General features: G+C 48.1%; 10 protein-coding genes. 2 read left to right on the top strand and 8 right to left on the bottom strand.

Annotated features, from left to right (window positions below; genetic code table 11):
- Nucleotides 1-9 precede the first annotated feature (9 nt).
- From PUW25_RS10845 to PUW25_RS10825, 5 genes are read right to left on the bottom strand one after another with little or no spacing between them, the layout of a single operon-like run.
- Nucleotides 10-7176 (bottom strand): amino acid adenylation domain-containing protein, encoded by a 7167-nt coding sequence (locus PUW25_RS10845; protein WP_274338289.1) that lies wholly within the window; start codon nt 7174-7176, stop codon nt 10-12.
- 48 nt (nt 7177-7224) lie between these two features.
- Entirely contained in the window at nt 7225-8178 is a 954-nt protein-coding gene (locus tag PUW25_RS10840) for an isochorismatase family protein (RefSeq protein WP_047914023.1), read from the bottom strand.
- Nucleotides 8179-8211: 33 nt separating this feature from the next.
- Entirely contained in the window at nt 8212-9840 is a 1629-nt protein-coding gene (locus tag PUW25_RS10835) for a (2,3-dihydroxybenzoyl)adenylate synthase (RefSeq protein ID WP_274337011.1), read from the bottom strand.
- A complete protein-coding gene (gene dhbC / locus PUW25_RS10830) occupies nt 9840-11102 on the bottom strand; it encodes an isochorismate synthase DhbC (RefSeq protein WP_047914025.1) in 1263 nt (420 codons plus the stop codon). The genes PUW25_RS10835 and dhbC overlap by 1 nt, the downstream gene beginning before the upstream one ends.
- A 34-nt stretch (nt 11103-11136) precedes the next feature.
- Nucleotides 11137-11922, bottom strand: coding sequence for a 2,3-dihydro-2,3-dihydroxybenzoate dehydrogenase (locus PUW25_RS10825; RefSeq protein WP_047914049.1), 786 nt, complete (start codon nt 11920-11922; stop codon nt 11137-11139).
- A gap of 550 nt (nt 11923-12472) precedes the next feature.
- Here PUW25_RS10825 and PUW25_RS10820 point away from each other — a divergent pair.
- Entirely contained in the window at nt 12473-13477 is a 1005-nt protein-coding gene (locus PUW25_RS10820; RefSeq protein ID WP_047914026.1) for an ABC transporter substrate-binding protein, read from the top strand.
- Between the two features lie 84 nt (nt 13478-13561).
- Here the strand turns inward: PUW25_RS10820 and PUW25_RS10815 are convergent, their stop codons facing one another.
- From PUW25_RS10815 to PUW25_RS10805, 3 genes are all read right to left on the bottom strand, one after another.
- Entirely contained in the window at nt 13562-14491 is a 930-nt protein-coding gene (locus tag PUW25_RS10815; RefSeq protein WP_274337010.1) for an EamA family transporter, read from the bottom strand.
- Nucleotides 14492-14622: 131 nt separating this feature from the next.
- A complete protein-coding gene (locus PUW25_RS10810) occupies nt 14623-17436 on the bottom strand; it encodes a DUF5689 domain-containing protein (RefSeq protein ID WP_205053241.1) in 2814 nt (937 codons plus the stop codon).
- 255 nt (nt 17437-17691) lie between these two features.
- Nucleotides 17692-19428 (bottom strand): ABC transporter ATP-binding protein, encoded by a 1737-nt coding sequence (locus tag PUW25_RS10805; RefSeq protein WP_205053242.1) that lies wholly within the window; start codon nt 19426-19428, stop codon nt 17692-17694.
- 189 nt (nt 19429-19617) lie between these two features.
- Between PUW25_RS10805 and PUW25_RS10800 the strand changes: the two genes are divergently transcribed.
- Nucleotides 19618-21078 (top strand): ABC transporter permease, encoded by a 1461-nt coding sequence (locus PUW25_RS10800; protein ID WP_420799946.1) that lies wholly within the window; start codon nt 19618-19620, stop codon nt 21076-21078.
- The last annotated feature ends 14 nt before the right edge of the window (nt 21079-21092 follow it).

Raw genomic sequence — 21092 nt, 5'->3', positions numbered from 1 at the left:
CCCTCCTAGTTAGACATATACTCGATTTCTGTTCGCCAAACGCTCTGCGATAATTCGTCCGATTTCTTCGAGTGGTCCCGCCTGGCACATGTCCTTATGTCTGCAATTCAGATCGTATTGTTCCATTGCTCCGCCGATATATGGCTCCCAGGTCTCAGGAGCAATCGGTTCGAACCAATCCGGGATGATCGTTGATTTGAAGAACAGGAGCTCCCCATTGTAACGGCCAGGAACGTAAGATCCCAGAATACTAACGGAATTTACATACGTGTCTTTCAGGTTGAGCAGTGTCTCCTCCGATAGACTGGCAAGCGCGCTGCCTTCCCTTTGGAGAATTTCAAATGCATGCTCGGGAGTAAGCCTATCATTCGTCACGTCGTCTGGATCATATCCTCCCAGAGCCAGTAACGCAATTAAAGCTTCTTCCTCGCTTGGACCTGTACCGAGCGGCAAGAAATGCCCAGGATACGCATCCAGCATAATCAGTATGTCGACCTCTTCACCCTGTGCTTCTAACTGGACTGCAATAGCATGAGCTACATTTCCTCCGAGTGACCAGCCGAGCAGACGATAGGGACCACTCGGCTGTACCTGGCGGATATGCTCGATATAATCTGCTGCCATCTCCTCGATAGATCCAGGCAGCAGCTCCTTCTTCCCAATGCCTCTGGCCTGCAGCCCATAAATCGGCACACTTGAAGGAAGTGTCTTCATGAGTCCTGCGTAACACCAGCTGAGTCCACCGGCAGGGTGAACACAGAACAGAGCAGACTCCTGACCGCTCTTCCTGAGTGGCAGCAGGACATGAAGTGCACTGAGGGAGTCTCCTTCCTCCAGTCTGTCGCTCAGCTTCGCTACCGTCGGTGCCTCGAACAAATTGCCGATTCCAAGCTGAATGCCAAGTGCATCATGAATTCGACTCATCAGCTTAACTGCAAGGAGGGAATGTCCTCCGAGATCGAAGAAGCCATCATCTATGCCTACCCTGGATAAGCCTAGCACCTCTGCAAACAGCTCACAAAGCAGTTCTTCCTGAGGATTCCGCGGACCGCGGGAGCTCACCAGCTGCCCGTAATCCGGTGCAGGCAGTGCTTTTTTGTCGAGCTTGCCATTTGCCGTAAGCGGCAGCCGGTCCAGGACGACAAATGCGCTTGGAATCATATATTCCGGTAATGCAGCTCCAAGCGAACGTTTCAGCTCTATCGTATCCGGCATCTCTTCACTTCTAGCTACGATATAGGCAACCAGGCGCTTGTCTCCGATTTGATCCTCTCGGACCACAACAGCGGTCTGCAGCGCAGAAGAATGCTCAGCAATAACGGTTTCGATCTCACCAAGCTCAATTCGGAAACCGCGAATCTTCACCTGATGGTCGGCACGACCAATGTAATCGAGATTCCCATCCATAGTCCAGCGAGCAAGGTCTCCGGTCCGGTACATAACTTCTCCGGGCTTACCGTAAGGATCAGCGATGAATCGTTCCGCTGTTAAGCTCGGTCTTCCCAAATACCCTCTGGCAAGGCCGGCTCCTGCTACATACATTTCCCCCGTAATTCCCCAAGGAACAGGCTGGAGATAATCATCAAGCACGTACAGCTTCAGGTCGGATATCGGTTCACCGATTAAGCTGCTCTCTGCTCTCGCCTCGGCTGCTTCCTGACTTAGAGGATTAAATGTCACATGTACGGTCGTTTCGGTAATGCCATACATATTCACCAGCAGTGGAGATTGTTCGGGGTGCCGGCTATACCATGATTTGAGGCGACCCAGCTCTAGTGCTTCTCCACCAAAGATCACATAACGTAAATTCAGATCTGCAGCGATTACAACTTGCTCCTGATCCGCCTGCATCAAGGAGTAAAATGCAGAAGGGGTCTGGTTAAGCACCGTCACCTGTTCATCGATCAGCAGCTGATGGAATTCAGCAGGGGTTCTCGTTACCGAATGAGGAACAATGACTAGCCGCCCACCGTACAGCAAAGCCCCCCAGATTTCCCACACGGAGAAATCAAACGCATAGGAATGGAACAATGTCCATACATCACTTTCATTGAAGAAATATGATTCATCTGTCGCTTTGAATAAACGCACGACATTTTGATGAGGAATCATGACTCCCTTCGGTTTGCCTGTAGACCCTGATGTATAAATAATATAAGCGGTATTCGCTGGTCTCAGCGGAACTGGCATATCTTCCTCTCCAGGATTATGGATGGACAACGTATCCAGCAAATCCATTACGGATTCATCGTCCATAACAATCTGTGGAATCCCATCCATGCCAGGAATATGAGACATCACATCTGAATGAGTGATGATGCTTACTGGTGCAGCATCTTCGATCATATAAGCCAACCTGTCCTGAGGGTATTCAGGATCTAGAGGCAGATAAGCGCCTCCGGATTTAATGACCGCCAGTATTCCAATGATCATGGACAAGGATCTAGGAAGAGCAAGGGCTACAATCTTCTCGGGTCCGACACCCTGATGTATGAGCAAATGAGCCAGCTGATTCGCCTGTGCGTTCAGCTCTTCATAAGTGAGACTTTGTCCTTCATAAGTAATCGCTGTATTATTGCCTGATCTTGCCGCCTGCTGCTCAAACCATTCCTTAATGCTCATACCCGGAATCTCAGGAGCAGCTGGGGTACCCAGCTCAAGCATAAACTGTCTTTCAGACACAGCCAGCATGGACAATCGCTCGATTGGCATATCCGGATCTGCAGCGGCAGATTCAAGCAGTTTGATATACCAGCCTGCCAAGCATTCTACTGTTTCCTCGTCGTACAAGGCTTTATTATATTCAAACCAGCCATGAATTCCGTTTGGAGCACCTTCGTTAGTTCGATGTTCACGAAGCTCCAGCGTGAGATCAAACTTGGCTGATCCCGTATTCATAATCTCCACCTTGGTGCTAAGATTTGGAATGTCAAGGATTGGATCCGGTGTATTCTGAAAAGCAAACATCAATTGGAACAGCGGATGTCTTCCGCTTACCCGGCTCGGATTTAAGTGTTCAACCAGCTGTTCAAATGGGATATCCTGATTCTCGAAGGCCATCAGATCAGATCTGCGCACTCTGTCCACGAGCTCTCTGAATGACGGACTCCCCGAAGTATCCGAACGAAGCACCAGATTGTTAATGAACATGCCGATCATATTCGTCAGCTGATCATCGTTACGACCGGCGATCGGACTTCCTATCGGAATATCAGTGCCTGCACCGAGACGGGTAAGCAGAGCCGCGAGTCCGGATTGAAGCACCATGAACAGGCTGCTCTTCGTATCCTTCGCTAGCTTAGAGAGCTGATCATGAAGCTCGGCTCCTACCTCAAGCGTCACAATTCCTGCTGCATTGCCGTGATCGGATACCCGTGGACGATTGCGAATCAGCTCCAGCTCCTCTGGCAGATCTGCAAGCTGTTCTTTCCAATACTTAAGCTGCTCTGTCAGCGGATTGCCCTCTTCCTGCTTGCGCCCGTTAAACCACTCTTCCTGCCATACGGCATAATCCGCATATTGAAGCGGCAGCGGAGCAAACGGAGGTGCTTGACCCGTCGTTCTTGATTGATACGCCTCAGACAGATCGTTTAATAAGGGGTTTAGTGACGAGCCATCACATGCAATATGATGCAGGAGCAGGACGAGCACATATTGATTAGAGTTCAGCACGAACAAGTCAGCTCGTACCGGCACCTCTGTCTCAATCTGAAAAGAATACTTGATCGCTTCATCGATGCTCGTGCACAGCTCCATCTCATCAATCTGGCTGATCGTAAATCGTGGTGCCCTCTCTCCCTCAGGTAAAACGTGCTGTCTGGCGCTTCCCTGATGTTCAGGATATAGAGTATGAAGCGCTTCATGCCGATTCGTCACATCGTAAAATGCCTGCTCCAGTGTTGCTATATCCAGCTCGCCGGTCATTTCGATCACTACGGGAATGTTATAGGTTGGCGTTGGACCTTCCAGCAAATGCTGAAACCAGATGCGTTTCTGAGCAAATGACAGCGGGATTACCTGAGGCCGCTCCGTAAGCTGAATAGACGGACGCGATCTATCAGCTGTCATCAGCTTTTTCGCGAGCTTGGCTACTGTCGGTGCCTCAAACAGATGTACAATGGAAATATCCTTGTCAAATACATCCCGAATTCGAAGCAGAAGACGTCCTGCAAGAAGGGAATGACCGCCAAGATCGAAGAAGCTGTCATCAATCCCCACTCTCGGAAGCTTCAATATTTCTGCAAAGAGTTCAGCCAGCAGATCCTCCTGCGGTGTCCGTGGAAGTCTCGAACCGGATTCAGCAGTAAAATCAGGCGCAGGCAGTGCTTTGCGATCCAGCTTTGCATTAGGAGTTAACGGAAGCTCCTCCATGAAGACGACAGCGGATGGCACCATATATTCAGGCAGCTGTACGCTTGCATAAGCACGAAGATCACTGGAATTCAGCTGTTGGCCTTCATCAGCTACAACATATGCCACCAGACGCTGCTCACCGGAGGCATCACTTCTCGCAACGACAGCAGATTTGAGTACAGCGTTGTGACTCATCAGTACGGATTCGATTTCTCCAAGCTCTATGCGATAGCCTCTGATTTTGAGCTGATGATCACTTCGGCCGATATATGCAATTGTTCCATCTGTCTGCCACCTGGCGAGATCTCCCGTGTGATACATTCTTGATCCGGGTTCGCCGTATGGATTCGCGATAAATCGTTCGGCAGTGAGTCCCGTGCGATTCAGATAACCTCTAGCTAGACCATCGCCTGCAATGTACAGATCACCGGCAATTCCTGGCGGAACGGGCTCAAGTCTCGAGTCAAGAATATACATTTGTGTATTTCTGATTGGACTGCCTATGACAGGTGTCTGACCCTTCCGCTCATGAAGCAGCGCTGCTGAGGACCAGATGGTCGTCTCTGTCGGTCCGTATAGGTTCACGACTTCGCAATTGAGCTCTGTGAAACGCTCGAAGAGCTCTTTTGTCAAGGCTTCGCCTCCTACCAGAACCTTGATACCTGTAATCTGATCGGGGCAGCTTAACACCAGAGACTGCCATAATGTCGGTGTCGCTTGCATCATTGTCATACCGGATACAGAAGCGAGTCTTGAGAACGCTTCAGGGTCCTGGACTGTTCTTTTGGGTGCGATTATCACTTCTGCCCCATGCAGAAGTGGAAGAAACAGCTCCAATACCGCAATGTCAAACGATACCGTTGTTACCGCAAGCAGTCGATCCGAGGAGTTCACCTGAAGCAAATTCTGCATGGCTAGAAGGAAATTACTGACTCCGCCTCGAGTGACAACGACTCCCTTTGGCTTGCCCGTTGAACCGGAAGTATAGATGACATAAGCCGGATGCTCGGGGGATACGGACCTAGCTCCTACCTTCTCATGCGCTGTGAATGGATGCCCTGCAGAAGCAGACAGCTCTGCAGCAAGCAGGGGATCATCCGCCACAAGCAAGGAGAGCTGATCCGGTACAAAGGTTCTTTCTTTCATTTCATGCTCAGTAATCAACAAGAGTGGTTTAGAGTCGTGAAGCATGTACTCCAGCCGATCATCTGGAAATTCAGGGTCTAAGGGCAAATATGCAGCGCCGGACTTCAGAACCGCCAGCATGGATACGACCATATCCACGGATCTGTTCAACAGAATGGCTACTAATTCTTCTGGCCCTGCTCCCTTCTTGATCAGCAGCCTTGCGAGCCGATTCACTCGAACACTTAACTCATGATAGGTTACTGATTCGTTGTTATAGGTAATTGCTGTATGATCAGGAGTTTTATCTGCCTGTTCTTCAAACCACGCGATGACGTGCTTCGCATCATTCACAGAATCCTTTGTTCTGTTCCATTCATACAATACGAGTTCTTTCTCCTCAGGAAGGAGAACCTCAGTATGCCGGAAATAGTCATCCGTACGATGACTCGCCAGATTTTCAATATAAGCACTAAGCCTGAGCAGATGCTGATGTATTTCTTCCTTACTATAGAGCTGAGGATTAGCGTCGATATCCAATCTCAGCTTTTTCCCATCCGCAGATCCGTATAGGTTAAATGTCAAATTCTCCACAGGTCCAGCAGCCAGATTATGAACAAGGCCTGTCGTGTGCCCGCCCCATTTCAAAGTCGACTCAAAAGGCATAATATTAATGATTGGTCCATATAAGTTCTGGGCCTTTAAATTAAGCTTCAAGTCTCGCCTTAACTCCTCATGCCGATAGCTTTGGTGCTGTCGTACTTCCCTCATACGAGAAGCTGTCTGCTGAATCAATGCTGTGAAAGAATGCCCTTCCTGCAATTGCAAGTGAAGCGGAATCACATTCATTACTGTAGTGGGAACAGACAGAGCTCCAGAACCCGTTCGGTTCATCATGGGCAGTCCAAATACAATCTCCTTTGACCCCGTCAGACGGTGCATATAGGCGGCGATGGCAGCAACGATAACTTCACTCCATACCGATCCTGTATTTTTGGAGGCTCGCTGAAGACTCTGGCAGCAGGATTCTGTCAGATACAAGCTTTCACGAAAAAAGGAATTCGCTTGACCCGTTGCCGCTGCTTCCTGAGCAAGACTAGCGATTTCGATCCCATCCTTGTACTTCTCCAGCCAGAAATCGCGGGCCGCGGCTCTTTGCTCAGAAGTTCTGTAGGCATTCTCCATTTGAAGTATGGAAGATATAGAGCCGAATTTGCTTGGTACCGGCTGCTCGTTCTGAACTAGTGCAGTGTAGATTTGGGCTGCTCTTCTTAGAAGCAGTGTTACGCCAAATCCATCGATCGCGATGTGATGCACACGCTGATACCAATAATAGCGGTCATTACCCAGCCTAAATAGAGCCTCGGCAAAGATAAGATCACTTCTCAGGTCTACAGGCGTCCTCAGGTCCATCTGCATCCAATTCAGTGCTGTCTGCTCAGGATTGGAAAGATCACTGACATCAATGATCTCTAGATCCCATTTCATATCCGTACGGATTAACTGATAAGGTCCTTCTTCTCCTTCTTCAAAGGTCACGGTTAACGTACCTGATTCCTCTACCATCTGCCGAACTGCCATCTCAAATTTATCCTGATCGAGAGGTCCCTGAATCTCAATGCATTCCGCTGTATTATAAATGGGGTTATCTGGATCAAGCTGCTGAGCATACCATATCCCCGCTTGCGCTTCCGTCATCGGAATCCTGTTATTTGAATTCGTTTCAACCGTCAACTCCATCCCCTCCTATTTCAGCATATAGTCCAGATTGGGAAGTGATTTGTTAACTTCTTCAGGCTTGCCTGCCCCTGCCAGCTCAGTCAGCATGTCCGACCATTCTGCAATCGTTGGCTTGTCCAATAGATCAACAAAGGTTATCTCTATTCCAGAGGATCTCCATTCCTCAACCAGTGTCATGATTCGGATGGAATCCAGCCCAAGCAGGGTCAGATCTTCATGATCATTCAGTTCAGACTTGTCGATTCCCATGAGATTCGCAATTTGGTTACGCAGTTGTTCCTTTGACCATTGATTATCCGATACCGTGCTCTTCTGAGCTTGTATCCCCTGCAATTCATCCACTAGCTGCTCGGTTGACACCACCATTGCACAACGCTCGGAAGCATACTTGAGAGCCAGCTTGTGATAATCCTCTGAGAAATCTGCCACTGCGTCTGCGACATAGAATGGCTTGATCTCCTGCATATAGGCTTCCGCAGCAGTCAAGAGACAGCCGATATGAGCGTAAATACCGGTAATCATCATTTGATCCCTGCCCATTTGTCTAAACTGCTCCAGCAGATTTGTTTTCTGAAACGCACTATAGCGCCATTTGGTAAGCACGGTATCCTGATCTGCCGGCTCGAGTTCTGCAATAATCCGCTTCTGCTCTGAACCGCCGTCAATGCCCGAACCCCAGAAATCCTGAAGCAGTCCACGCTGTTCCAATGTCTGTCCACCCGGCTGTGCCGAATAAATAACGGGGATTCCGAGCTGATGAGCTGCTTCTCTGAGTCTCGTAATATTTGCGACAAGCTCCGTAACAGGAGACTCCTCTTTAGTAAATGCGTCTACAAAATATTGCTGCATATCATGAATTAAGAGCACAGCCTTATTTGGATCGATCTGCCATTCCACCTTATTTTCAGGCAGGTCTGCATTGACCGGCATAGAATAGCTTTTAATTTTTGGAATTGCCATAATGATTCATCCTTTCTAAGTGTATCTTCGAGTTCATCTTTTTAATGATTCCTGCAATGGATTCAGCTCTGCTGCAATTTTTTCTCTTAATGCTTTCTTACTGACTTTGCCGACGGCAGTCATCGGGAATGACTCGACACACTCCACACGGTCTGGTATTTTGTAATCTGCGACTCCACGATCACGCAAAAATCTGCGTATCTCCTGCAAGGTCAGCTTGGTATCCTTCGGAATAATGTAGGCACAGGTGCGTTCTCCCAAGAAAGCATCCGGCATGGAAACAACAGCAGCATCATACACCCCTTCATGGGCCAGCAGGTGATTCTCCAGCTCTTCTGCCGCTACTTTTTCGCCGCCTCGATTGATCTGATCCTTGGCCCTGCCTTCGACAACGAGATAGCCTTCCTTCGTCAGACGAACCAAATCGCCTGTCCGGTAGAACCCATCCTTCGTGAAGGCTTTCTTGTTATGCTCATCTGCCTTGTAGTAACCCTGTATCGTATAAGGTCCCCGGGTCAGCAAATGTCCGATTTCTCCAGGAGCGACCGGTACATCATCTTCATCTACAATCCGAATCTCGTCATCAGGGGAGATCGGGCTGCCTTGGGTATATAAAATAAGCTCATCCGGATCATCAAGTCTCGTGTAATTGACGAGGCCTTCCGCCATCCCAAATACCTGCTGCAGCGTACAGTCAAATGCCGCATTCACCTTGATGGCAGCTTCTGTCGTAAAATTCGCTCCCCCTACCTGCAACACCTCAAGGGAGCTGAGATCCTCCTTACGTGTCTTCGCTGCCTCGAGCCATACGAGTGCAAGCGGCGGAACGAGTGCCGTAATGGTTACCTGTTCGCGCTCGATTAACCGAAATGCCTCATCCGGACTCGGTCCCGGCGACATCACCACTCGTCCTCCCGCATACAAAGTACCCAGCACCCCTGGGGAGCTCAGTGGAAAGTTATGCGCAGCTGGAAGTGTAGCCATGTATACACTGGATTCACTCAATCCGCATATTTCTGCGCTTCCGTGCAGGCTGTAAATATATTCATCATGCGTCCGTGGAATCAGCTTCGGCAGCCCTGTACTTCCTCCGCTCAGCTGCAGAAAGGCCACATCTCCCGAACGAACTTCAGGCAGCGGCAGCGGTTCCTGATCAAGCTCTTCAATGTTTAAAAATGAGCCTGCTTCTCCTACCACGATCACATGCTGCAATGAAGGCAATTCGGTAACAACCTCCTCTGCCAGGCTGCAGTAATTAAATCCGCTGTATTGATCAGCGATAATGTAAGCAACAGCCTCAGAATACTCGCCCAAATATTTGATCTCACTCTTTCGATGAGATGGGAGAGCAAATACAGGCAGTGCACCTATCCGAAAAAGCGCAAAAATCACCAGAGTAAATTCAGCGATATTAGGCAGCTGGAGGACAACCCGGTCTTCCTTCTTGATCCCCAGCTTCAAGAGCCCCGCAGCCAGTCGATCAGCCTTCTGATCCAGCTCGCGATAGCTCCATCTTTTTGAACCGCTGACAACAGCAAGATGATCACCGTAAACCTCAGCCCTCTGTTTCAGCATCTCTCCAAACGTAATTCCTTGCCAATAACCCGCTTCACGGTATTTATCCGCTGCCTCCTGCGGCCAGGCTGTGAAGCCATCCAGCATTATACTCCCTCCTTGTTCACCATCGTCTCCGTTTCGTTCTTAAATCCGATCGCCTTAAGAAATGTTCCCATCTTGGCTGAAGTCTCTCGCAGCTCATCCTCAGGCCTCGAGCCCTCTACAATTCCAGCACCGGCATACAATCGGATATACCTTTTTCCAACCTCAGCACAGCGGATCGTGACCGCCCATTCTCCGTCTCCAGCTGCATTACACCAGCCCACCGTTCCGGAATAATAACCCCGATCAAATCCTTCAAGCTCCTTAATGAGCTCTCTTGCTTCATCTGTCGGTGTCCCGCAAATGGCAGGAGTCGGATGAAGAGCATAAGCCAGCTCCAAGGAGGAGGTATCTGAGCTAAGAAGCTCTCCCCGAATCGTTGTAGCCAAATGCCACATGGTTTCCGTTGCAACGAGTGATGGTCTGTCCGGAACTTCAAGCTGTTTACAGTAGGGTCTAAGTGCTTCTGCAACAGCTCTTGTTACAAACGCATGCTCATGTAGATCCTTGACCGACTCCATTAATCCGGCAGCCCGCTTCCGATCCTCTTCCGGATCATCACTGCGTGGTATGGAGCCTGCAAGTGGACTGGATATCACTTCAAGTCCCTTCTTCGAGACCAGGAGCTCAGGGCTGGCACCTAGCAGCGTCGTACCTGATTCTTGGTGCAATGCTTCATGCTCGTCGTGAGGCGGAGAAATCCGCTTAGTCTCAAGGGGTACAGCAAACGTATACCCGCTTGTATTCTGAGCAGCCAGCTGGTGAAGCAAAGCACGAGCATCTACTGGCCGATCAGAGACCAGTTGAAGAGAACGTGCAAGTACAGCTTTGTTCACACGACCTTGACGAATATGTTCAAGCAGCCGGGTAACTCCTTCCTGATACACCTCAGGTTCTGGAACCGGTGTTGCTGTATAGTCTGATAAATTCAGTTCATGCTGCGGTGTTTCATTCGTAAACGTTAGTCCTTCTGCCTGCCTGAATGAACTCGGTATATAGAGCTGGACAGGATCATTACAATCAAATGGCACTGCTCCGACAAGAATGCAGGGCTTCCCGGTTGATTGCTCTTGAATACGCAATATTTCCGTCGCTTGTTCGGCCAGTTCCTTCCAGTCCCTCACTTCACCATTGGTCAGAACCCGGAGAGCACAGCCTTCTGTCAACAAAGTGTGGTTATGTGTTGCAAAGAAGAAGTTCTCTCCCGGAGTGTATTGTTCAAGCAGCTGCTGTGAAGGGCTGACTTCTTTAACCCCTGTTTTCATAAAACCCGCCTCCTAAGTCGTTCATATATTCACACTACACACCAAGTGTAGCGCCGCCATCTACTCTGAGCTCACACATCGTGATATGCTTCGCCTTATCTGAGATTAGAAAAGCAACCGTATCTGCTATATCCTCTGCTTCGGCAATTCTGCCAAGCGGGATGCCGACCCGGTAGTTTTCCAGAGAACCGCCAATAACCGCTTCAGCACCTAATTCATCAGTCCACATGCCGCGCTGCATGTCTGTATCCGTTGAACCTGGCGATACAATGTTGCACCGGATTCCATGCTGAGCAAGCTCAAGTCCGAGACATTTCGTAAAGTGGGCAGCAGCTGCTTTGGAAGCAGCATAGGCTGACATGTTTACACGAGGCATGGCATATGCGTTAGAGCCGACGGTAATGATTACACCCGTTTTGCGAGGAATCATATGACGCGCTGCTGCTCTGCTCACATAGAAAACGCCGTGTGTGTTAACAGCAAATGTCTGATGCCAATCCTCGTCATCCATAAAAGCAACCGGTCCTGTATCGAGGACACCGGCTACATTGACGGCTATATCGATATGGTCCATTTCCCGGATAATTTGCTGCATCGCATGATCGACAGAGCTGCTCTCCCGCACATCCGCAGGAAATGCAGCTGCAGCATAGCCCTCCTTTTGTAATTCCTTTACGGTATCGTGAAGCTGTGATGCATTATAATCAATAAGAGCAACCTGAATTCCGTCTGCAGCAAGCACCTTGGCTACCGCTTTTCCAATTCCTTGGGCTGCTCCTGTCACGACAGCGACTTTTCCTGTCAGGCTTGCAGAAGCCATTTCGACAACACCTCTGTTTTTGTTGAGAATGATTATCATTTTGTTGATAACGGTTCTCATTATAATGTTGCCTTATGCAGCTCACCATGGATTTTATCCGGTATTTTCCATCGAAAAACCACGCGTTTATTGTCGTATTCGACATCGCATGCCTGTCATTAGTACTATTTTTATGTCTGAAAATACGGTCCTGCCTCTACACTTGTCCACATCAAAAATGGTATGTAATGGTATTTGCTTTTCATCGGAATAACCTCGCATTCCAGCAAGCGTCAATATCGGACATCCCAAAATCTGGTTTGAAGCGGCTCCTTAAATACAAAAGTCTGCCTTCACATACTGCGACCCTTGGCCTACTTCTGACACAAGCTTGAGCGCATGGACATCGGTCGGAAATTGGATGAAAAAACTGAAATTTTTGTTTCACTCTTGTGTAGTTTCTACTATATAAATAGCTACCTTTTTCTGTATCAAAAAAATAGATTGCAAATGATAATGAGAATTGTTATCATTCTTTAAGTGATTTACATACAAATTAGGGGGAACCAACATGTCGAATTCCAAAAAGAAAATCGTCTCGCTTCTGGCGAGCTTGCTGCTCGTGTCCACATTTCTTGCCGCCTGCGGCAGCAGTGAATCGGGTACAGATAGTAACACATCTCCAAACAATGCTTCACAAGCTGAGACGGAAGCACCTGTGAGCGAGGTTGAAGAACCGACAGAGAGAACTGTAACTGACGCTATGGGTCATGAGGTTACCATTCCAGCAAATCCAGAGCGCGTACTCGCGACTTATCTGGAAGACAACCTGGTTGCTCTCGGTGTAACTCCAGTAGCACAGTGGTCTGTAGCTAACGGTATTCAGGATTACCTGCAAGGCTCGCTAAAGGATGTTCCAACCATTCCACACGATCTTCCATTTGAACAAGTAGCGAGCTTTGAACCTGATCTGATTATCCTCGATTCGGCAGATATGGCGAGCGGAGATAAATATGAGCAATATTCCAAGATCGCTCCTACGTATGTTATTGGTTCAGAACAGAACAATGACTGGAGAGATGAGCTCCTCAAGATCGGGGAAGTGCTTGGTAAGGAAGAAGATGCACAGAAAGCGCTTGATGATTATGACGCCAAGGCCGCTGAAGCCAAAGCTGCGCTTAATGAAGCTGCAGGCGGTGAATCCGCTGCTGCCATTTGGCTCGTATCCGATCAGTTCTATATGGTAAGCGAAGATTTATCCAGCGGTACAGTAATGTACGATGATCTTGGACTTGCTGTTCCTGAGGTTGTGAAGGAAATTTCGACAACGGGTACTGGCAACTGGCTTCCAATTTCGCTTGAGAAGCTGGCCGAGCTTGACGCAGACCACCTCTTCCTGATCAACAGTGATAAAGGGGCAGGCGGAGAAGCATTAAACGATCCGTTGTGGAAGAACATTCCGGCTGTGAAGAATGGCAATGTGTACGAATTCAGTGCTGACACAAGCTGGCTCTACACCGGTACGGTGGCCAATACCCAAATCGTTGATAGCATTGTAGAGAGCATTACAAAGTAAAATTCGGATCATAAAAAAACCTTTGAGATCAGTGTGAACCTATCACACCGCTCAAAGGTTTTTTACATTTATTATATAATCCCCTTATGAGGAGTAGCTTTCAATTGGATTTGCTCCGCTCTCTTCCTGCCGCTTCCGGCCTGCGACCTGAGGATAGGCGATTCCGATCAGAATGACGGTAATACCGATCCATTGCAGGGCGGATACCCTCTCATTAAGCACGAATATAGAAGCAAGTATGGCAACAGGAAGTTCTCCAGCGCTTAGAATAGAAGCCAGTCCAATACTAATCTTTGGTGCACCAAGAGCTAGCAGAAGCACCGGTATGACAACACCGAAAATACCAAGGATCAGTCCGTATATCCATAATCCATTCTCTAAAGAAACCTGCAATACAGCTGATGGGCCATACATCGTGACATGAAGCAGCAGCAGGAGCAGCAAACTCCCTGTTGAGGTGAAGAAGCTTCTTGAAATCGTAGGCATTGCTGTCTCGACCCGGCCACTGAAAAATATGAACAGCGCCATCATAACCGCAGCCATGAGCCCAAGAAATACCCCCTGCACACTCAATTCCATTGGATTCGCCCCAATAACACCTCCAGCCAGTACGGTGCCCAAGAGCAATAACAGAATGGATATGACCGTTGCTTTGGAAGGTCTTTGCCGTGTTGTGATGACTTCTATGACGACCCCTATCCAAGTAAATTGAAACAGCAGCACCACGGCGATCGACGCAGGAATACTCTGCAGTGACAAATAGTAAAACACTCCTGTCAAACAAGTGCATGCTCCCACACCGGCAAGACGAATAAATGGTCCCAGCTTCACCTTTTTCCTGGAGAAAATAAGCATGAGAATCAGCATGATCAGCCAGCCTGATCCAAACTGCCCAAGGGTCACCTCCTGGAATGTAAACCCCTGCTGGTAGGCAAGCTTAACGATGCTCGACAAAATCCCAAACGAGCAAGCTGCCAAAAACACATAAAACGAGTTCTTCATAAGTTGTAACAAAGCTGTTTACCTCCATAAAAAGACCCCGCTCCTATTGTTTTAGAATCCAGAAAACAATAAAAGTGGGGTCAAATTCACGTTCTATTAATTACAGAATAAATATTAATCTAATTTGTATGGATTGTAAACCTCTATTTTACCGTTACAACGATCTTGTCTGTTTGTGTAACGCCGGCATCGTTAACCAGCTCCGCAACATATTCATAGGTTCCGGCAGCGCGATTCTGAATGGCAATCACCGCTTGCTGACCATTAGGAGAGCTCGGCACAAGTGTTGTAGTCTCGAGGAGCTCTCCGTTCTCATATAGGCGATAAGTATGAGCATTTGTTCCCCACCACAAGTTCATGAATACGGAGTAGTTGCCATCTTGATCCCAGTTGTCGTTAGAGAGCACTGCTTTTCCTGGATTCGCATCGGTCACCGTAACAACAAGCTCGGAGCCTGTAGTCGTTCCATAAGTATTCGTCAGCTCGTAAGTATAAACGTACGTACCATTGCTTTTGCCCGTAATCGAGGTCGTTGCTGTTTGTCTCTCTGGAGACTTGTCACTGAGCTTCTGCTGATCAATGAGTTCACCGTTCTCATACAGCTTGTACTCTGTTGCATTGTTTCCCCACCACAAATTCATCGTTACATCATAATTCCCATTTCTCAGCCCAGTGTATCCGTGATTGCTCGTAAGTGCAGCATGTCCAGGCACACCGTCAGCAAGTACCGGTTCTTCTGGAACCTCTGGTTCTTCAGGCTCTTGAGGCTCCTCCGTTTCTTCCGCCGGAACAATATCCTCCATCCCCCTTGGCTTTAACTGATAATTTCCACGAAAAATAGCAGAAACTCCAGTAATGCTCACTTTGTCGCCTTCCTGATAAGGGAACTCTTCGAGGCTTAGTCCTGTTCTAGTATCTACCCGAATATGATTCGTTTGATCCGAGACCGCATCAAATTCAAAAGATCCCGTCGGAGTAGCCGTGATGATGTTCTGAATGGTTACATTCGTTAATGTAACGAGCTGACCTTGGTTACTATCATTGATCGCTGTCACTTCCTTGGATTGTGGAAGATCAGCGGTGCCTGTCTTCTCAATTGAGACAACATCAGCCAGCTCAAGCTCAGTATTATACAGTGTTAAAGGTGCAGTAATCTGCACCTTATCACCTGTATTGAAGCCGCTTTGTGTTTGATAAACATAAATCCCTGCTGTTTCATCCTGAATGTAGAACGCCTGACCGCCAAATGCACCGGGCTGAGTTGTAATTACACCCTCAACTTTGACCACAGTGCCTTCAGGCTGGAGACGTGCTTCACTGATCGGAATTAAGCTTATCTGGGGAGACTCCTCTTCTTCATCGGGTAACGGTTCGGCGGTTACATTCGCAATCGTCACCGGGGAAGTCAGGAGGTTGGAGCCGTTTTGTCTAAGTCTTAAGCTCGCAGCACCTGTCGTTCCCGGTTTGATCTGTACCGTCAGATCCTTGTAAGCCGTACCTTGACTATTGGCTGTCACACTGAAGGTCTGACTATAGCCGTATGCGCTCGGCCACGTGCCATTCTCATTCTGTACCTTCGCAACTTGTGTTCCGCCTGCCAAATAAATTCCGGCACTATATCCTGATACCGTACTGTTCGGCGCAAGATTGTTGATCACGACCCGAATCTGGAACGTTTCTGCATTCGGAAGCTCGTCTTGGTGAACAAAGCTGTAAGCCGGGTTCGACGGTGCTGGAGTTGTGCTTCCATAAGATCCTGGCTTGAACGTCGATGGATCCCACCACTTGTAGCCTGCAGCAGGTTGAGACCAAGGCTCTGCTTGAGGCTCCGTTGATGCAGCCGGTTCTTCAAAAGCAAGCAGCTCTGTCGGCTGATCGAGCTCAAGACCGGAAATCTCTGTCAGATCCGTATAACTCTCTTGATCAGTCAACCAATTCATCAAATTCACCAGCAGCACGGCATCATCCTGCTCCTTGAAGCCATCATACGTCGTCTTCTTGCTTCCTGTTTCTTCTCGAACATACTTCGGTGTGGCGTCCTCGACCGGTGAGGAATCACCTATAAAGGCTGCCTTACCCTCGCCTACTTTAGATACGGCCACATAAGGTCCTTCCTCAATGCCGCCGCCATTGTATACGCCCTGATCTACTGCATTGCCCCATGCCTCATTCGTCTCAGGCACGTACACGATGCCCTTTGCCTTCTCCGGGTCAGTAATAGCAAGCGTGGAGCCCGCATGCATCGCTACAGAGTCTACCCCTTCAGTTATGCCGAAGGATTGTTCTGGTTCCACAATGACATTGGCATCCACGTCGCCAAGTGCGTTATAGCGGAAGCGGACACCAAAATTATCCGACAGCCAATCCGAACTAACGACGCCTTGCATAGCGGCTGAGTTCTTCTCCTCAGTACTCATTCCCTTGGCGGGATCTGTCCAGGCGCCTCTCCGATACCCGTTGAAGGATTCAGAGCCATCCCAGCGGTTCTTGTTACGGTCTGCATTATAATGATCACCGATGAAAAAGATGCTTCCGCCCTGCTCTACATATTGTTCCATGGCTGCTTGTTCACTTTGTTTGAAAGGGACATTCGGTTCTGCGATGACAAATGCATCGTAATCAGACAAGTCGCTTAGTGTGATCGGAGTGGATTTGCGAAGCTCTTTGACATAGAAACCATCGGCTGCCAAAGCATTGCCAAAATCGGAAAAACCACCGTCAATAACCCAATCTGCCGCACCTGCCGTCTGTGCATGCGTATTATCAAACAATATTTTCTTCCCGGCATTCTCGTTAACAACTTTTGCGTTGATAAATGGTGCCGGATCCGCAGGACCTTCTGCATGAGCGGAAGGAACGTCAATCCCCCATCCTGTGTGAATAGTAGCCGCAAGGGATAATGCGGTAACCGCTTTAAACCATTTGCTGCGTCTGATCCATCCCGAAGCTTCTCTCATCCTTCTCCTCCTAATAGTAAATATTTGGTATCTAGCAATTTATTCTATCATTTGATTAATAAAAAATATCGTACATTATGTAAAATACAGATCAATTTAATAAGCTCTTCCCTGAGAATGATGCAGCATTTTGTAGTTTGGTGACGAATTCACTGCATTCTTTATCATTCATCTTACAAAAACAAAAAAACCGTCTTATTTTGAAAGACAGTTTTTTCGCTATAGCATCGAATCCATTTCATAATATTCAATTGATTAACCTGCAGGAATAGCGACAAAATGACCTTTTGACACTTCAACCAGCTGCGAATTTCGCAAATTGTACCTATCCTCACTTGTCTGCTCTTCCAGGAGTCTTCTTGTCTTCTGGGCTTCAACCTTGGGATCCGGCACAGGGATTGCAGCAAGCAGAGACTTCGTATATTCGTGCTGCGGATTGGAGTACAGCTCCTCACTTTCAGCAAGCTCCACGATCTTCCCGGCATACATAACAGCCACCCTGTCGCTAATATGCTTAACCATCGATAGGTCATGGGCAATGAACAGATAAGTCAGCCCAAGCTTATGCTGCAGCTCTTCGAGCAGCTTCACTACTTGAGATTGGATCGATACGTCCAGAGCAGATAAAGGCTCATCACAGACGATAAACTTCGGCTCAACCGCAAGCGCACGTGCAATTCCGATTCTTTGCCGCTGTCCGCCGGAGAATTCGTGCGGATAGCGGTCTGCATATGCCGGATCGAGGCCGACCATATCCAGCAGCTCCTCTACTCTCTTCTTACGAGCTTCCTTGCTGCCGCTGAGACCATGCACATCCATTGCTTCACCAATAATATCGACTATTTTGAATCTCGGATTCAAAGACGCATAGGGATCCTGGAAGATCATTTGCATGTGACGGCGCATCATTTTCATTTCCTTGGCCTTTAATCGGTTGACGGGCATGCCTTGATACAGCACTTCACCTGCCGTCGGCTCATGCAGTCTCAGTATCGCTCTTCCTGTCGTTGATTTGCCTGAACCCGATTCACCAACGACGCCAAGCGTCTCGCCTGGTTTAACGTAAAAGCTGATATCGTCAACGGCTCTAATTACGTTTCCTTTGCCAAGATCAAAATATTGTTTAAGCCCATTCACCTCCAGCAGAGGTTCATTGCCAAATGGAGTAATAATCTGAGGTGCCGGCTTCGGCTTCTTCTTCTCATCCAGTCTTGGCAATGCATTCAGCAGCTTCAAAGTATAGGGATGCTCAGCCTGCTCGAATATCTCCGCTGTCGTTCCCTTCTCTACAATTTCTCCATCCTTCATCACCACGACACGGTCACACATTCCGGCTACAACGCCTAAATCATGCGTAATCAGGATAATAGAGGTTCCGAATTTCTCCTGCATATGCTTCATTACATTTAGAATCTGGGCCTGAATGGTAACATCGAGCGCCGTTGTCGGTTCATCAGCAATCAATAATGAAGGTCTACATGCAAGGGCAATGGCAATCATCGCACGCTGCCTCATCCCTCCCGAGAATTCATGAGGATACTGATTATACCTAGCCTCACTGTCCCGAATTCCGACCAGCTTCAGCATTTCGATCGCTTCCTGTTTCGCTTCCTTCTTCGACATGTTCCGATGCTTGATCAGACTTTCGGCAATTTGCTTGCCAATCCGGATCGTTGGATTAAGAGAGGTCATCGGATCTTGAAAAATCATGCCGATGTCTCTTCCACGGATCGATTCCATCTCCTTCTCCGATTTGTGAGCCAAATTCTGACCCAGGAACAATATCTCCCCATCCTTCATGCGGGAAGGAGGTGATGGCAGTAGCCTCATGATCGAGCGTGCAGTTACACTCTTCCCGCTTCCGGATTCACCGACAATTCCCAGGGTCTCTCCCTTCTTCACATCAAAGCTGATCCCTTTAACTGCATCAAATTCCCGTTCCTGTGATCGGAAGGATACTTGCAAATTATGAACCTGTAAAATAGTCTCCACGATGTTCACCTGCTTATAAAGTTAATGAATAGAATTCAATCTCTTAACATCTGAGAGTTATGAAATTGATAAATGAATTGACCTTATGTAAATTTTGTCACTCTGGTGATTGACAAGGTTCTAAACCGCAAATAAAATATACTATATTGATCGGAATAATGCAATTTCTTTAGAAAGGAGGTAAACGATATGGAAATTGCGAGATCACCGGAACCTTCCCAGTCACCTGTGCATTTCCGTTTTTCAGATATTATCAGTGAAGCCTATGGCAAAATGCTGCACCGACCCTTGTATGCCTGGGCACTGATCATCCTGGGACTGCCTGTTCATTTGGTCACTTTCTTCATTCATTGGTCTCGGAGAGGCAAACATTCTTCCTCTTCACTCATGGAGCAAATTAGAACAGAGCTGATCGCTTCAGGCGACCGGGATGAATTGAAACGAAAATACATAACCCAGCTGGAGCGCAAGCATGCTTTTTTCAATCAGAAGGTATCAGCAGCACAGCTTGAAGCAGAGGCTGAACAATGGACAGAGGAATCCTTCAAGTCCGCAGTATTGCTCCAGGCTGAAGAACGAGGAAGAGCCCTTGGTCTGGATCAGCGAAGCTATCATCAGAGGTTTCAGTCCTGGCTGCAGCAGCCTTTGTTCCTTGGCATTTCATTACTTCCAGGACTATTGATGTACATACTTATTCTTCTGTACAGCAACCCCTACGTGAAGTATACCTTTGAGAGACTGATCATGAGCTTTTTTGTCATCATCGGAGTCACCATTGCGGTATTTTCAATCCTGTACCTATCTCCATTCGATCCGGCTGCCAACATTCTCGGCGAAGGGGCGACGAAGGAGCAGATCGCGAATTTTAATCACATTTACGGTCTGGATCAGAGTTATTTCGCACAGCTGTGGAACAATCTGAAGGGAATAGCGTTGTTTGACCTCGGTACTTCCTACACCGGCAATGAAGATGTAGCGTCGAGTATCGCACGTAAATTTCCGATTACACTTACTTTGACCCTGATATCACTTCTAATGGCCATCATCATTGCGATTCCTGTAGGCATTATTTCAGCAACCAAGCCTAATTCCTTTTTTGACTACACCTTTATGTTCGTCGCACTGATCGGTCTGTCCATCCCGAACTTCTGGCAAGGGCTCATCTTTATTATGAACTTCTCAATTAAGCTGGGCTGGCTTCCCGCCACCTTTAATCCTGAGAATGCAGCTTCGATCATCATGCCGACCATCGTGCTCGGTACCGGCCTTACCGCCGCCGTTGCTCGAATGACCCGTTCTTCTACACTAGAAGTCATTCACGAGGATTACATTACTACAGCCAAAGCAAAGGGACTTAGCAGTAGAGCCGTACTCTGGAAGCATGCCGTGGGTAATGCCATTATCCCGATTATTACGGTCATCGGCCTTCAGTTTGGCGGAATGCTTGGCGGCGCTGCTGTAACGGAGAAAGTGTTCAACATCAGCGGGATCGGAAGCTACATCGTCGATAAACAGTTCATACCTGATATCCCCGGCATTCTTGGGGGTGTAGTATACACCGCGATCACGATCTCGATCGTCAATGTCATTATCGACATTTTGTATGCGTTCTTTGATCCTCGGATCAGATCCAGAATGAAACAATATTAAAGCAGGTGCTTCTT

This window comes from Paenibacillus urinalis (assembly GCF_028747985.1).
Taxonomy (GTDB): Bacteria; Bacillota; Bacilli; order Paenibacillales; family Paenibacillaceae; genus Paenibacillus; species Paenibacillus urinalis.
The sequence above is the reverse complement of the archived record's forward strand: the minus strand, read 5'-3'. Positions and strand labels throughout refer to the sequence as shown.

What these genes read in the sequence shown, in the direction of transcription:
- PUW25_RS10845 (WP_274338289.1), bottom strand. Translation starts at nt 7,176, where the DNA reads ATGACGGAAGCGCAAGCGGGGATATGGTATGCTCAGCAGCTTGATCCA.
- PUW25_RS10840 (WP_047914023.1), bottom strand. Translation starts at nt 8,178, where the DNA reads ATGGCAATTCCAAAAATTAAAAGCTATTCTATGCCGGTCAATGCAGAC.
- PUW25_RS10835 (WP_274337011.1), bottom strand. Translation starts at nt 9,840, where the DNA reads ATGCTGGATGGCTTCACAGCCTGGCCGCAGGAGGCAGCGGATAAATAC.
- dhbC (WP_047914025.1), bottom strand. Translation starts at nt 11,102, where the DNA reads ATGAAAACAGGGGTTAAAGAAGTCAGCCCTTCACAGCAGCTGCTTGAA.
- PUW25_RS10825 (WP_047914049.1), bottom strand. Translation starts at nt 11,922, where the DNA reads ATGGCTTCTGCAAGCCTGACAGGAAAAGTCGCTGTCGTGACAGGAGCA.
- PUW25_RS10820 (WP_047914026.1), top strand. Translation starts at nt 12,473, where the DNA reads ATGTCGAATTCCAAAAAGAAAATCGTCTCGCTTCTGGCGAGCTTGCTG.
- PUW25_RS10810 (WP_205053241.1), bottom strand. Translation starts at nt 17,436, where the DNA reads ATGAGAGAAGCTTCGGGATGGATCAGACGCAGCAAATGGTTTAAAGCG.
- PUW25_RS10800 (WP_420799946.1), top strand. Translation starts at nt 19,618, where the DNA reads ATGGAAATTGCGAGATCACCGGAACCTTCCCAGTCACCTGTGCATTTC.